Origin of the sequence: Oceanobacillus sp. FSL K6-0127 (assembly GCF_037983385.1) — a bacterium.
Taxonomy (GTDB): Bacteria; Bacillota; Bacilli; order Bacillales; family Amphibacillaceae; genus Oceanobacillus; species Oceanobacillus profundus.
Map to the genome: position 1 here is coordinate 1,430,522 of NZ_CP150287.1, position 14,112 is coordinate 1,444,633.

Annotated in this window: 15 protein-coding genes; 4 read left to right on the top strand and 11 right to left on the bottom strand. The window is 35.3% G+C overall.

Going from position 1 to position 14,112, the window contains the following annotated elements; translation table 11 throughout:
• Positions 1-197: 197 nt before the first annotated feature.
• A complete protein-coding gene (gene guaA / locus MHH64_RS07115) occupies positions 198-1,733 on the top strand; it encodes a glutamine-hydrolyzing GMP synthase (protein WP_118889936.1) in 1,536 nt (511 codons plus the stop codon).
• Positions 1,734-1,789: 56 nt separating this feature from the next.
• Here guaA and MHH64_RS07120 read toward each other — a convergent pair whose 3' ends face one another.
• The 5 genes from MHH64_RS07120 to MHH64_RS07140 form a co-directional block, all read right to left on the bottom strand.
• Positions 1,790-3,001: a tyrosine-type recombinase/integrase gene (locus MHH64_RS07120; RefSeq protein WP_251517126.1), complete on the bottom strand. Its 1,212-nt coding sequence runs from the start codon at positions 2,999-3,001 to the stop codon at positions 1,790-1,792.
• A 38-nt stretch (positions 3,002-3,039) separates the two neighbouring features.
• The gene (locus tag MHH64_RS07125) at positions 3,040-3,225 is read right to left on the bottom strand and encodes a DUF3173 domain-containing protein (protein ID WP_017795842.1); all 186 of its coding nucleotides are present in this window, start codon (positions 3,223-3,225) and stop codon (positions 3,040-3,042) included.
• Positions 3,226-3,742: 517 nt separating this feature from the next.
• Positions 3,743-3,997: a helix-turn-helix domain-containing protein gene (locus MHH64_RS07130; protein ID WP_017795843.1), complete on the bottom strand. Its 255-nt coding sequence runs from the start codon at positions 3,995-3,997 to the stop codon at positions 3,743-3,745.
• A gap of 699 nt (positions 3,998-4,696) precedes the next feature.
• Positions 4,697-5,722: a sensor histidine kinase gene (locus MHH64_RS07135; protein WP_017795844.1), complete on the bottom strand. Its 1,026-nt coding sequence runs from the start codon at positions 5,720-5,722 to the stop codon at positions 4,697-4,699.
• A complete protein-coding gene (locus tag MHH64_RS07140; protein WP_017795845.1) occupies positions 5,719-6,390 on the bottom strand; it encodes a response regulator transcription factor in 672 nt (223 codons plus the stop codon). Before MHH64_RS07140 ends, MHH64_RS07135 begins: the two co-directional genes overlap by 4 nt.
• Positions 6,391-6,596: 206 nt before the next feature.
• On the opposite strand from MHH64_RS07140, the gene MHH64_RS07145 reads away from it, so the two are divergent.
• Both MHH64_RS07145 and MHH64_RS07150 read left to right on the top strand, forming a co-directional pair.
• The gene (locus MHH64_RS07145; protein WP_017795846.1) at positions 6,597-7,364 is read left to right on the top strand and encodes an ABC transporter ATP-binding protein; all 768 of its coding nucleotides are present in this window, start codon (positions 6,597-6,599) and stop codon (positions 7,362-7,364) included.
• Entirely contained in the window at positions 7,351-9,276 is a 1,926-nt protein-coding gene (locus MHH64_RS07150; RefSeq protein WP_251225015.1) for an FtsX-like permease family protein, read from the top strand. The genes MHH64_RS07145 and MHH64_RS07150 overlap by 14 nt, the downstream gene beginning before the upstream one ends.
• A 205-nt stretch (positions 9,277-9,481) precedes the next feature.
• Here the strand turns inward: MHH64_RS07150 and MHH64_RS07155 are convergent, their stop codons facing one another.
• The 6 genes from MHH64_RS07155 to MHH64_RS07180 all read right to left on the bottom strand — a co-directional run bounded on the left by MHH64_RS07155 (position 9,482) and on the right by MHH64_RS07180 (position 13,345).
• Positions 9,482-9,628 (bottom strand): hypothetical protein, encoded by a 147-nt coding sequence (locus tag MHH64_RS07155; protein ID WP_017795848.1) that lies wholly within the window; start codon positions 9,626-9,628, stop codon positions 9,482-9,484.
• Positions 9,629-9,988: 360 nt separating this feature from the next.
• Positions 9,989-10,243, bottom strand: coding sequence for a helix-turn-helix domain-containing protein (locus MHH64_RS07160; RefSeq protein ID WP_017795849.1), 255 nt, complete (start codon positions 10,241-10,243; stop codon positions 9,989-9,991).
• Positions 10,227-10,664: a sigma factor-like helix-turn-helix DNA-binding protein gene (locus tag MHH64_RS07165; RefSeq protein WP_149472855.1), complete on the bottom strand. Its 438-nt coding sequence runs from the start codon at positions 10,662-10,664 to the stop codon at positions 10,227-10,229. Before MHH64_RS07165 ends, MHH64_RS07160 begins: the two co-directional genes overlap by 17 nt.
• Positions 10,665-11,130: 466 nt before the next feature.
• Complete coding sequence (locus MHH64_RS07170; protein ID WP_340002943.1) at positions 11,131-12,312, bottom strand: acyltransferase family protein; 1,182 nt, start codon at positions 12,310-12,312, stop codon at positions 11,131-11,133.
• A gap of 73 nt (positions 12,313-12,385) precedes the next feature.
• Positions 12,386-12,607, bottom strand: a complete 222-nt coding sequence (locus tag MHH64_RS07175) for a hypothetical protein (RefSeq protein WP_017795852.1) — start codon at positions 12,605-12,607, stop codon at positions 12,386-12,388.
• 24 nt (positions 12,608-12,631) lie between these two features.
• Positions 12,632-13,345, bottom strand: a complete 714-nt coding sequence (locus MHH64_RS07180) for a GAP family protein (RefSeq protein ID WP_017795853.1) — start codon at positions 13,343-13,345, stop codon at positions 12,632-12,634.
• A 96-nt stretch (positions 13,346-13,441) separates the two neighbouring features.
• Between MHH64_RS07180 and MHH64_RS07185 the strand changes: the two genes are divergently transcribed.
• Entirely contained in the window at positions 13,442-14,047 is a 606-nt protein-coding gene (locus MHH64_RS07185) for a TetR/AcrR family transcriptional regulator (RefSeq protein WP_017795854.1), read from the top strand.
• Positions 14,048-14,112 lie beyond the last annotated feature (65 nt).

Sequence of the window (14,112 nt, forward strand, 5' to 3'; positions counted from 1 at the left end):
TTTTTGTAGCTATATGAGTATTTATATAGCTTGCGGAAAGTAGAAATGCAGGTTTTTTCAGCAGGAAAAATGTAAGTGTTGCAGTGTGCATGTCTGGGTTTATCGCGACTCAGCATGGTTTTATTAAACCACTTACTTAAAACCTAATGGTTACCTTATTCAATGGAGACACCTTACAGCAGATAGGAGCGGAATCAATGGAAAACAACGAAATGATACTTGTACTTGACTTTGGAAGTCAATACAATCAGCTGATTACACGTCGAATCAGAGAGTTCGGGGTGTATAGTGAACTACATTCACATAAGCTGACAGCAGAAGAAATTAAAGCAATTAACCCAAAGGGAATCATTTTATCTGGTGGACCACACAGTGTTTATGATGAAAACAGCTTCCGTTGTGATGAAGCAATATTCGACTTAGACATTCCAGTATTAGGAATTTGCTATGGCATGCAGCTTATGGCACTGCATTATAAAGGAAAAGTGGAGAAATCCAAAAACCGTGAGTATGGAAAAGCACTTATCGATCTTAACCATGATCCAATTCTTTTCAAAGATACACCAACAAAGCAAACGGTGTGGATGAGTCATGGAGACAAGGTAACAGAGGTTCCTCCTACATTCCAAATTGATGCAACAAGCCCATCAACGCCAATTGCAGCAATGAGTGATCCCGAAAACAAATTATACGGCGTACAGTTCCATCCAGAGGTTCGTCATTCAGAGTATGGAAACGATTTGTTAAATCAATTTGTATTTGATGTGTGCAAATGTAAGGGTGATTGGACAATCGAAAACTTTATTGACATGGAAGTGGAGGCAATCCAGAAAAAGGTTGGCGACCGCAATGTGCTATGTGCATTAAGTGGTGGGGTTGATTCATCTGTAGTTGCAGCGTTAATTCATAAAGCAATTGGAGATCAACTGACTTGTATTTTCGTTGATCACGGTCTACTAAGGAAAAATGAGGCAGACGATGTGATGAAAGTCTTTGCTGACGATTTCCATATGAACATTATAAAAGTAGATGCAAAAGATCGCTTCCTATCTAAATTAGCTGGTGTCGATGATCCAGAGAAAAAACGTAAAATCATCGGAAATGAATTCATCTATGTATTCGACGATGAAGCGGCAAAATTAAAGGATATGGACTTCCTTGCACAAGGTACTCTATATACGGACGTGATTGAAAGTGGTACCGAAACAGCACAAACCATTAAGTCACACCATAATGTTGGCGGACTGCCTGAGGACATGCAATTTGAATTAATTGAACCACTAAACACATTATTCAAAGATGAAGTACGTGAATTAGGTACACAGCTTGGTATTCCTGATCATATCGTATGGCGTCAACCATTCCCAGGTCCAGGCTTAGCAATCCGTGTATTAGGTGAAGTAACGGAAGAAAAGCTGGAAATCGTGCGTGAGTCCGATGCGATTTTACGTGAAGAAATAGCAAACGCAGGATTAGACCGCGATATTTGGCAGTATTTCACCGTACTACCGAATATTAAGAGTGTTGGAGTGATGGGCGATGCCCGGACATATGATCATACAATCGGTATTCGTGCCGTTACATCCATTGATGGAATGACATCTGACTGGGCACGTATCCCATGGGATGTTTTAGAAAAAATTTCAACTCGTATTGTGAATGATGTGCAGCATATTAACCGTGTTGTGTATGATGTAACGAGCAAGCCGCCCGCTACGATTGAGTGGGAGTAGTAGAAGGAGAGCTGAAACCCCTTTGTTTATAAGGGTTTCGGCTCTTTACTCTATTTTCATTGCATTGTTATTGCATTATTTGTTTCTAATCCTTTACGTAGGTAACGAGCAGTGAACTGATTTTTAGGTGAAGTATCTTCATTTTGTGTTGCTGTTTGGTAAGACATAATACCTTCTAATTTATGGGCTACCTCAAAGTTACTGTTAGGATACAAATGTCCGTAAGTGCCGAGTGTCGTTTCAATATCTTCATGCCCTAGACGGTCTTTAATGATTAATGGGTTTTCACCCATGCTAATAAGCAATGAAGCATGAGAGTGTCTTAAAGCATGTAATCTAATTCGATGAACCCCAGCTTTTTTTGAAAAACGTGTAATGGCATTCGCCAACGTATGTTTTTGTGTAGGAACACCATTATAGCTCATCACATAATTGGTTTGAATGACAGCTTGCTGCACGTTCTGCCATTCACGGAGTAAAGTTAAAGTATCCCCGTCTAATGCAATTTGGCGCACACTAGCCTTTGTTTTTGGTTCTACAAAAGAGTAATTATCTAAATTCTTATAGTAAAGTGTTTTATCAATAGATAACACGCCAGAATCAAAGTCAATATCTTCCCATTGAATTGCAGTGGCTTCTCCAATCCGCATCCCAGTCATAAATAAAAACCACAATGAGATAAATAAAAAGTGTTGATAGTAGTCTTCCTTATAAAAAAGAGAGATGACTTTTTCAAATTCTTCTTTGGTCCAAAAATCTATTTTTGTCTTTGTCTTTTTTACATTTCCAACAATTTTAGATGGATTACTTTCAGCTAAACCTAAAACAACCGCTCGATCCATCGCCATGGAAAATAACCCTTGAACATTTCTAATATAAGAAGAACGATACTTCTTTTTAGATAATGCTAATTGCCATTTTTGCACATGAATCGGGGTAATTTCGGTAGTGATTAAACTATTAAAAAAAGTGAAATGTTTTCTTACGGTCGGTAATCGATTTTCGTACGTTCTTTCTTTTACTTGTGTTTTATACCAAGGTAAAAAAATATCTTCAATAAACTGTTGGAACAGAATGTCATCTTGCTTTTCTTCTAATTCATCTGATTTTGTAAGCAGTAACCTCGAATATTCTTCCCTTGCTTCTTTTTTAGTTTTAAAACCACTACGGTATTTCTGAATTTGCTTGCCAGTGATCGGGTGATACCCTAAATTAGCACGAAAATAATATGTTCCGTTCTTTGCCTTTTTGACGATATCTTTAGTCATGATTTCACTCCTTACGCAATTAGTGCAAGAAGTACAAATCACACATCTAAAGTTATCCCTAATACTTCCTCAACAGCTTCTTTAGGAACACGATCTAACTTTTTAGATTGATAATACGCATGTCCTTTTGAAATCATTAGTTTTTTACATTCTCTAATGATATCAGCTGAAAAAGAGGGACCATAACCTAGTGCTATCAAGTCTTTTTTAGTGACTGTGACCATATGAACTCCTTTCCATAGACTAGGATATGCTATTTGATATCTGTCTATTATTATATCGCTTCTATAAAACTAATTCTAATACGTTGCGTGAATTTGGCTCTTGCACTAAAATAAAAAGGATTTAATGTCATAACTTGATAGTTACTTTAACCTATCTTGCTAAATTGAATATCAAAAATCAGACGGCTGCTGGTGCAGCTCCACGGGAATTTCACCCCTGCAAGTATTTCTTCCAGCCCTACTCATAGCTTGCGACGGTTCAAACGCTCGAACCATGACGATAGGGGAGTATCATTATCCTAACTGATGGGTTATCGCCAGCAATCCACCACGATTACATTAGATTCATAGATTATCGCTCGTTTCTAACGAAAGTCATGGCGTATGAATCAATTGGCTCATCATCAGTAGAACGTATCTGATTTTTTGCTTATACTGCACGGCGTAGTCTTCCGTGCTTTCTTTGTCAAAGAACAAATATATGATGAATGAAAGGGAAAACCTAACCATTCTGTATTCAAATTTTGAAAGCTAAAACAGATTGCATAAGCTTCGCTCGTAAGCGTTCGCGTGTATCTTCATCGATGCCCCAATAAGTGTTTCCTTGTTCATCACGGAGCTTACGCATGGATAAACTTGTCATATAGCTTCTATAATGTAGAACAACTACTTTCATTGCTTCTAGCTCACCCTTATTTGCAGCTAAAATGATTGGATACGGCAAAAAGCCACGCTCATTGCTTTCCGTATTAGTATTAATCATCCCATTCATCTGCATGCTCCTCCAAAAAACGTCTTGATGATTTCCCCTTTCATTACCTTCAACAAGTTTTTTTGTAAAATGCCAAAAATCAGAGAAAAAGTTTTTAAAAAACAATAACCCAACTGAATATTAACAGTTAGGTAGAATCATTTTTAATATTTAATATTAAGGACCAAAACAAGAAATACTTTAAATGTCAAACTCTATTTTATTACAATTCACATAAAAACTGATCGAACATAATAATGAATAATACAAAAATAAAGTTTTTTAAAATCATTTCTTATCTGTTAACCGTAATGAAACTTGAAAGGTCCAGCTAAATAAAATAGTAAGAACATAAAAATATAACCAAATAAAAATCTTAAATAAAGTGTTTGAGCCTCAGTTGATTTCAAAAGTCATTGCATATGCATGGTGAAACCATGGATAATATTTCCCATACTTGGAACTGGAGATAAAAAGAGGACATATAACTTTGATTTATCGTGGTATTAATAGAACAATTTTTGAAAAATTCGATCAAAATATAATAAAAACCTGGTTATAGCTATTTTCAATTACTCATTTTTTATCAATTAATGCACTTACTATTGACTATATTATTTAATATTTATTAAGCCTTACGATAAACATTATTCTACTCGAACACCTTTAATTTGATACTTATTTTCCGATTAACCAATTTCTTTAACCCCACCATTATACTTATAGATGATAATAATTTCTGATTTTTGGAAAGTGGATGATGACCTTCGTATATTTCCCATCTTCTGAATGAATGGAAAGGTCATGTCCTAATTTAAGAGCCATTTCTTTTGCAAGGTAGAGACCTAAACCGGTAGATTTGGCATGACTTCTCCCAATAGATCCTGTAAATCCTTTTTCAAATACGCGGCTGATATCCTCTGGCTTAATTCCAATGCCTGTATCTTGAATCTGTAGCCGCTTTTCTTTTCGATCTTCCTCAAATTGTACGGAGATTTCCCCGCCTTCACCTGTATATTTTAAAGAATTTGAAAAAACTTGATCCATAATAAAACCAAGCCATTTACTGTCGGTATGGACAACCTGTTCAATATTGTCCATATGAAAACGAATTTGCTTGTTAATAAAAGATTTGGCAAATTTCTTTACACTATTTTTAGCGACTTGATCCAACACTACCTCGGAAATAAAATAATCTTTGGAAAAAGAATCAATGCGAGAATAATAAAGAGCCTGCTCCACGTAATTTTCGATTCTATCCAACTCATCTTCAAACTTGTCCACAAGGTTTTCAACAGTTCTTCCATTACTGTTTTCCATAAGCAAGCGACCTGCCGCAATCGGAACCTTGACTTCATGAATCCAAGATGTAATAAAGTCTTGATGATCCATTTTTTCGTTATACAACTTTTGTAATTGATCGCCATGCACACTATTTACTTTTTTTAATAACTCAAGATATAACAGTTGTTCATCGTTTCGCGGTTTAGGCAGAGTTGCGAGAAATTCTTCATGATTACTTTCAACCACATCATTTAATTCCCGATAAAATTCTCTATTGTAATAGTATTCGATGATTACGTATATAGCTACAATAAAAAAGATAACCATATTGGTATATACGATATTACTTACAGCGTTTCTGGAATCTGTGCTCACAATCATCATCAAAGAAACAAAGAACATAATGATCATGTTTAATATAAAGAAATTCCGTTTATCTTTTAAGTAATGAAAGAAATTCATTGAATTATATAACCTTGTCCTTTCTTAGTTGTAATAAAGTGTTCTTTTCCAAGTTCAACAAGTTTTTTACGCAGGCGAGCAATATTAACCGTCAATGTATTTTCGTCCACGAAATTTTCATTCTTCCAAAGGCTACGCATCATTTTCGTACGACTGACGATGATTCCTTTATTTTTCATAAGAATTTTTAAAATAAGAAATTCTGTTTTCGTGAGTTCCGATTTTCGATCTCCATGTAAGACCTCTCCGTTTTCAAGATTTAATATAATTCCATCATGTTCCATTGTCTGAGACTGTGTTTCCATATAGGAATACGTTCTGCGAAGGAGTGCATTTATTTTTGCAATCAATACATCCATATGGAAAGGTTTTTGAATATAATCATCTCCTCCCATGTTCATCGACATCACTATATCCATTGGTGTATCACGGGAAGAGAGAAAGATCATAGGGACCTTTGAAATTTCTCTGATTTTATTACACCAGTAAAATCCGTCAAACGATGGCAAATTGATATCCATGATGACTAGGTGAGGATCATGATTAAGAAATACCTGCATGATTTGGTCAAAGTCTTCGATCTTAACGGTTTCAAAACCCCACTTTTCTAATGCTTCCCCTACCATATCACGAATGGTCAAATCATCTTCCACAATCATGATTTTCATTCCTCTTCCCTCCAAACAATCATCCTTCTGTAACATCATATTAATTGAATATCGACCAACATACAAAGAAAACATCGTGTTTAATATATTTTTTATCAATGTGACGAAAATGTAAGGTTACGAGATCAAGCTGTAAGTTTATATAAAGAGCAGCTATTGTAAAATAAAAACATAAAACAAAACTATTCTGAATGGAGGATTTAAATATGAAAACTATTGTCGAAGCAAAACAAATAAAAAAAGTCTATGGTGCAAAGGGAAATGTATTTTCAGCTTTGGAGGATATAGACTTAACCGTCATGGAAGGTGAATTCGTCGGTATTATGGGTCCCTCGGGTGCTGGTAAATCAACTTTACTAAATATATTGGCAACAATTGACGAGCCGACTGCTGGTGACATCGTGGTTGACGGAATCAATTTGACAAAGATGAATGAAGAGCAATTATCTGCCTTTCGCCGTGACAAACTTGGTTTCCTTTTCCAAGACTATAATTTATTAGATACTCTAACTGTGAAAGAAAATATTATCTTGCCGTTAGCCTTGGCAAAATTGAACGTTGAGGAATTGGAACGAAGAGCAGATGAAGTGGCAGATAAGTTTGGCATTCGCGACATTTTAAATAAGTACCCGTACCAAATTTCTGGGGGACAAAAGCAACGCACGGCAGCATCACGCGCGATTATTTCAAAGCCAAACCTAATATTGGCAGATGAACCAACAGGTGCGTTGGATTCGAAATCAGCAACAGACTTATTAGAAAGTTTAAAGGATCTTAATGAACAAGACAAGGCAACAATTTTAATGGTTACCCATGATGCTTATGCGGCAAGTTATTGTAATCGCGTCCTATTTATTAAAGACGGTAAAATCTTCACAGAACTTGTAAAAGGGAAAAGATCCCGCAAAGAATTTTTCAACAAGGTATTGGATGTTCTATCCGCACTGGGGGGTGGAGCAAATGACGTTATTTAGTTTAGCAAGGAAAAATATTAAAGGTAATTTCAATAATTATTTTGTCTATTTTGTTACACTCGTCTTCAGCATGGTTATTTATTATACGTTCACTTCCTTGCAATATAGCGAAAAAATTCAGGAAAGCATTGAATTGTCGGATACAATGAGTTTCATGTTTGGGGTATCATCAATTATCTTAATTTTATTCGTAGCAATCTTTATTTTGTACTCCAATTCATTCTTCACAAGAAAAAGGAAGAAAGAAGTCGGATTGTACGCCATACTTGGTTTACGCAAGAAAACCATTGCAAAAATGTTGTTTTATGAAAATTTGATTATGGGAATCATTGCAATAGTTATTGGAATTATTCTTGGAACCTTACTTTCCAAATTATTTGCAATGATTTTAATAAAACTTATGGGTTCAATTGCCGAGGTGGACTTCGGTATTTCCATTCTAGCGATTACCCAAACAGTCATAGTCTTTATGGTCATTATTTTATTCACTTCCGTTCAAGGTTACCGTTTGATTTATCGTTTTACATTAATCGAATTATTCTATGATGAGAAAAAAGGAGAACAAATTCCAAAGGTTTCACTTATTACGGCTGTTATCGGAGTTATATTTCTTGTCGTTAGTTACTGGCTGATATTAAAACCATTTCCTGACGAATTTACTACGGAATATTTAATAAAAAATTATGGTATTGCTTTTGTTGCTCTCGTCATTGGCACCCATTTATTTTTTCGATCTGTAACGGTCTATTTATTAAGATTATCACAAAAAAATAAGTCGCGTTATTACAGAGGAACTAGAATAATTGAAACATCTCGTTTACTGTTTCGTATTAGAGGGAATGCACGTACCTTTACAGTCATTGCATTGTTGAGTGCTGCTACGATCTGTTTCTTAGGTGCAACTTACAGTGGGTATTACAGCAACGAAAAAAGAGCTAAGGAAGTTGTTCCATTCAGCTATTCGCATTTGTCAAAAGGTCCAGAATTTGATTCGCAGGTGGAGAGCATAATAAAAGCAGATCATCGACATCCAATAAAAGCCCAACTAGACATACCCGTCATTCAGGTAAAAGGAATACTCTCATTTCAACTGGATTATGACATAAATCCTGTGAAATTAATCTCAGAAAGTACATTTAATAAAGTAGCGAATGCTTTAAATAAGGATGAAACAGTCTCACTATCAGGAAATCAAGCAGCAGTAATCCAGCCAAGGTTTACTGAATATACGAAGTCGGTTTTTAAAGGAGAAAATATAACGATTCAATTGCCTCAAGGAAGCAGCGAACTGCCATTTGTTCATATGGTTGAAAGTAATGTGCTACCTTTCGATTATCCCGATTTCTTTCTAGTAGTCAGTAACGAAATGTTTGCTGAGATAGCCAAAAAAGAGGCTCCATTAACTTATAAAGTGTATGAAGTGGAAAATGAAGTAACGGCACAAGCCACATCAAAGAAAGTAAATAAACTGGTTGGAAACGATTTTCAAGTTTCTTCATCATTTTATACGGAGTATAAGCAAGGTAAAGAAGGAAACGCAATTACTCTCTTTATTTTCGGATTTTTGGGGCTAGTATTTTTAGCAGCAACTGGAAGTATCATTTATTTCAAACAGTTAACAGAAGCGAATGAGGCGAAAGGACACTATGAAATCCTTAGAAAAATCGGTGTCAATAAAAAGGATATACGTAAATCAATCAAAAGGCAGTCATTATTTGTATTTGGATTGCCACTAACCATAGGAATATTGCACAGTTGTGTGGCATTGTACTTTACTAGCAACTTTATTTCTAATCTCATTGGAATCAATCTTATTTTCCCTATTCTAATGGCTATAGTCTTCTTTGTTATTATCTATGCAGTCTATTACGTATTAACTGTTAATACGTACAATCGCATTGTAAACAAATAAGGGCGAAACATCTCTCGAATGTTCGGTTCGGGAGGTGTTTTTTCATGTATTCCTTTGTTAAAAAAATCCTCATTACTCTGGAATCTAGACCGATTATATTATTGAAGATCAAATTGAACATCCTTAAATCTTCTAACAACAAAAAATCGAATGATTGGAAATATGATAACTCCTATACAAAATGTATCGCCAATAGAAACACAATTCAGTCTGTAATATCAGAAATAATGCCATATTCTTTCATTAATTTATTTTTAACCATGTAATATTCTTTCTTGGTAATCAAATTACGGGTTAGCAGTTGTTTTAACATAGCAATTTGTATACTATAAAGAATCAAATCCTGTTTCAAAAAACACGCCCCCCTATAATTAATTAAAAATCAGACGGCTGTTGGTACAGCTCCACGGGAATTTCACCCCTGCAAGTATTCCTTCCAGCTCTACTCATAGCTTGCGACGCTTTGAACGTTCGAACCATGACGGTAGAGGAGTATCATTATCCATACTGATGGGTTATCGCCAGCAATCCACCACGATTGTATTAGACTCATAGATAATCGCTCGTTTCTATCGAAAGTCATGGCGTATGAATCAAGTGGCTCATCATCAGTAGAACGTATCTGATTTTCGGTCTATACTGCACGGCGTTATCTTCCGTGCTTTCTTTGTCAAAGAACAATATATGTGAAAGGGAAAACTTAACCATGTAATCAAATCTTGAAAGCTAAAATGCCCTGCATAAGCTTCGAACGTAAACGATCATGTGTGTCTACATCAATGCCCCAATACGTATTACCACGCTCATCATAAAGTTTACGCATAGACAAACTTGCCATATAGCTTCCATAATGCAAAATAACGTAATTCATCGCTTCTGGATCACCCTTATTTGCAGCTAAAATAATTGGATACGGTAATAAGCCACATTCGTTGTCTTTTGTGTTAGCATCAATCATCCCAGTCATCTGCATGTTCCTCCAAAAATCGCTTTAACCTTTTAAAAGAGCTTGTCCGTCTATACTGAACCGTACTACGAGGAATCTCTAGTAGTTCGGCTATTTCTACATCTGATTTATCAAAAAAATAGTATAGTAGGACTGTCTTACGCTTTTCTATTGGCAAAGTACGCAACGCTTCAGCGAGTAATTTCGGAGTTATTTTCTTTCCAACCACTTGAAAACTTTGTCCTTCTTCTCCTTCATATTGCTGATCTAAGGTATAGAGTTGATTTTCTTCTTGTGGTGTGAGATCAGAAAATGTCATCTCCTTTGCTTGTCGTTGTTGTCTTTCGTTGAAAATATTGATTGCTTCATTCTTCAGTACACGTTTACAAAAAGCATTAAATGCACAGCGAACTTGCCACTCGGTACGATCTGGTTCTATCATGCATTTCCTCTCCCTTCGCAACTGCAAAGGTGGGTGATGATTTCCCCTTTCATAACCTTCAACAAGATTTTTTATGAGATGCCAAAAATAAGAGCAATATTTTAAAAAATATTCATTAAATACAAAAAAGCCCAACTGAACATAAGCCAGGTGGGAGTAAAAATTTATACATTTTATTAAATGGAAAATTCTATTTAAAAAAGTGGAAAGCCTTAGTTCAAAAAGAAAACAAATTACGACAAAACAAAAAGTAAAAGTAATATATGAGCTAAGGCACGATTATCCTGTGAAGACATTACTCAAAATTTCCGGTATTCCACGTAACACTTATTATTATAAAATTAATACTTTTGAGCACTCAGATAAAAATTCCAAGTGGAAAAGGCTCATTAGTTCTATTTTGAGAAGCATAAGGGCAGATATGATTATCGTCGTATCCTCTTTTCTTCTTTAATACTCACCATCCCTAAAGAATCTTTGACACAAAGGGAATCTGCTTAATTATATAACTTAACAAGAAGCAAAGTGGTAACGTGATCAGAATCATAGCTAGAAACATGAAGGATGGTGGAAAGTGGATGACCTTCAATCCAGCAATAACAATAGCGATAATCGGTATATGAATGATGTAAATCACGAAAGAATGGGCTGACAAGAAGCTCCAACCTTTTCCTTGATGAAAAACTCTTTCGCGAAAGAATATGATTAATCCGAGAATGACGCCAACACAAAATAGAGCTTCCCACAGAGAATAAACCAAAGATGTCCAGTTCCAGCCGCCAGAAAACTGTAATCCGTCTACCCCAAATATCAAGACTAAGGGTAGAAGAAGAATCGATGCTCCAATTGCAATTCCAAAACCCGCCCTCCCCATAGAATCAGGAGTATTTCGAAACCAATTACGTTGGTAAGCGATGATACCCAAAATGAATAGCCCGACATATTGTGGGAGATCATAGCCGCTTGCTGTAAAAAGTCCAACAAATGATTGAACCTCGGGAGATCCACCGGGTAAATCAAGAGCAGGAACCCACAGTCTTATGGTGAAGTATCCTGCTGCTAATATCATTACAAAGACTGTAAACATCCTGTAGGTGGGTGGCGTACTCTGCCGAACTACTGATAGCTTATTTTTACTCATAAACTTCGCCCAGACTGCGTATAAACAAACGAATACGAAAAGTAGCTCGACGTACCACATCGGGCCGTAAGTTAAATGTGAAAAATAGGTTTGCCATGTAAATGGCTTTTGGTTAAGTATATAGGCTTCAATTGCTTGAACTTGGCTAAGAATGAAAATATAGAAGATAAATGGGATTAGGAATCGGATAGATCTATCCTTGATAAACCGAGTTGCCCCATTTCGTTCAAAAGATAAAGGGACAAAGTAACCAGAAATAAGAAAAAATGTCCCCATAAAGAAAGTCTGGTTAAAAGCAAGAAATAGAAGGCCCATTACAACCCCAATAGACCCTTGTGTTAATACCTCGTTATAGATGGAAAAATACACCAAATGATGAAACACAACCAACACTGTAAGAGCTCCTCTTAGATTATCAATAAAATATAATCGTTCTTCCTTTTGGGGAGACAAGCTCCCTATATGTCTTGAATTCATAATAATTCTTATGTTCCTCTCTATAAACATTTAAAAATATATTTCAACGGAGCATCCGCCAAACTGGACGGCTATGTATAAACCGTCCTATTTGCTCTATATTTTAATTTTCTCTTTTAGTTGATCCGCCTATTTTCCAAGAGGCTAAACTTATGACCCCACCAACTACAATAAAAATAATGTCCATAACAATTTCAAATCCCTGAAACGCATTAATATAATTTACCAAAAACCAGCTTTTTCCACCATTAGTCAAATGATTAATTAATCCGCCTACTCCCTGTATAACAAAAAGTAGACCAAGTCCACTGATTATTTCTTTCATGATGAACACCTCATTAATAATTTTTTAATTTAATATTCCTCTAAGACCGATATTGAAAAAAACTGCACCTACTACTCCTATCGCTACCAACAGTGAGGAAATCGGAGCTTCATTTAATTTTGATCTAATTTTATTTAGAAATTGTTGCAGTCTCTCTTTAAACATAATATTAACCCCTAACAAAAGAAGAGAAGGAAGCACCATTACAAGATTGTAGCCAATTATAATAAAGATAGAAGAGGAAGGCTCAATTGTTAGGTGATTCATTAACAAAATGGAATAAAAGTAAGGCAACGCAGTTACAAATTCAATTAGAAAAACAATGATACCTAACATGATCATCCCTTTCATCGTTGTTTTTTGGGGTATAAATGAAATTAAACGTTTTTTTGTATTATCATTTGGTTTACAGAAGCTAATTAGAACAATAACTGCTCCAAAAAGGAGATAAAACCAATTGATAAAGTCAAATTCAGATAATTTTCCGATTCCTTTCAATAGTGAATCTCCACCAAAGTATAGGAATAAGCCCACTATGAAGTAGCCAAACTGCGTAATAAACAAAAAAACAAGCAAGCGAGAAGATAATTGATTAGGCTGTGTCAATAATAAATAGGCTGTTACAGCAAGTACACCAGGACTTAATATATCAATTAATGCGCAAATAGAAATAATTAGCAAAGCTATCGATGTGTCTATTGATGAAGAAGGCATTAATGCTTCAATACTTTCGATCAAATATAGAGTCTCTCCTTTTTATATGTTATAATTTAAATAACACAGTGTGTTAAAATTATAATAACACACTGTGTTAAGAAAAGGAAGTGATTTTTTATGCCAAGGATTGTTAATCATGAAAAAAAGAGGAAGTCAATTGCTGAGGCCGCTTGGAGTATTATTAAGAAAGAGGGAATCGAAAAAGCATCTATAAGAAGAGTTGCTATTGAAGCAGGCATGTCTGCTGGAGCGTTAAGACATTATTTTTCAACTAAGGATGAAATGTTATTATTTATCATGGATTATTATTTGGAAGAAGGGAAAAAACGTTCTCAAAGTAAAAGTTGGTCAGACAATCCATTGCAGGCGGTTGCGGAAGTTTTATTAGAGCTTATTCCAATTGATGAAGAAAAGAAAATCGAAACGAGTGTTTGGTGGATCCTTGCACTTCAGTCACTTACAAGTGATACTTTAAAAGAAAAAAAAGATGAAATGACTAACGGTATGTATGAATTAGCAAGTTCAATGATCGAGATATTAGTTCTACAAGGGATTTTATCTGATTCAACTAATGTAAAATTAGAAAAGAGTAGGCTAGCGGCATTAATTGATGGATTGTCCATTCATGCTCTGTTAAGACCTGACGTCTACTCTCCAGATAAGGTGAAGGAAGTAATCCGTTATCATTTAGAAACACTCTGCAATGAAAGTCAATTGAGTTAGTTGATCATTTATCAATATTATTCGATGAGTTAGTAGATTTTGTTTTTTAGAAAAAAAGGGTAATC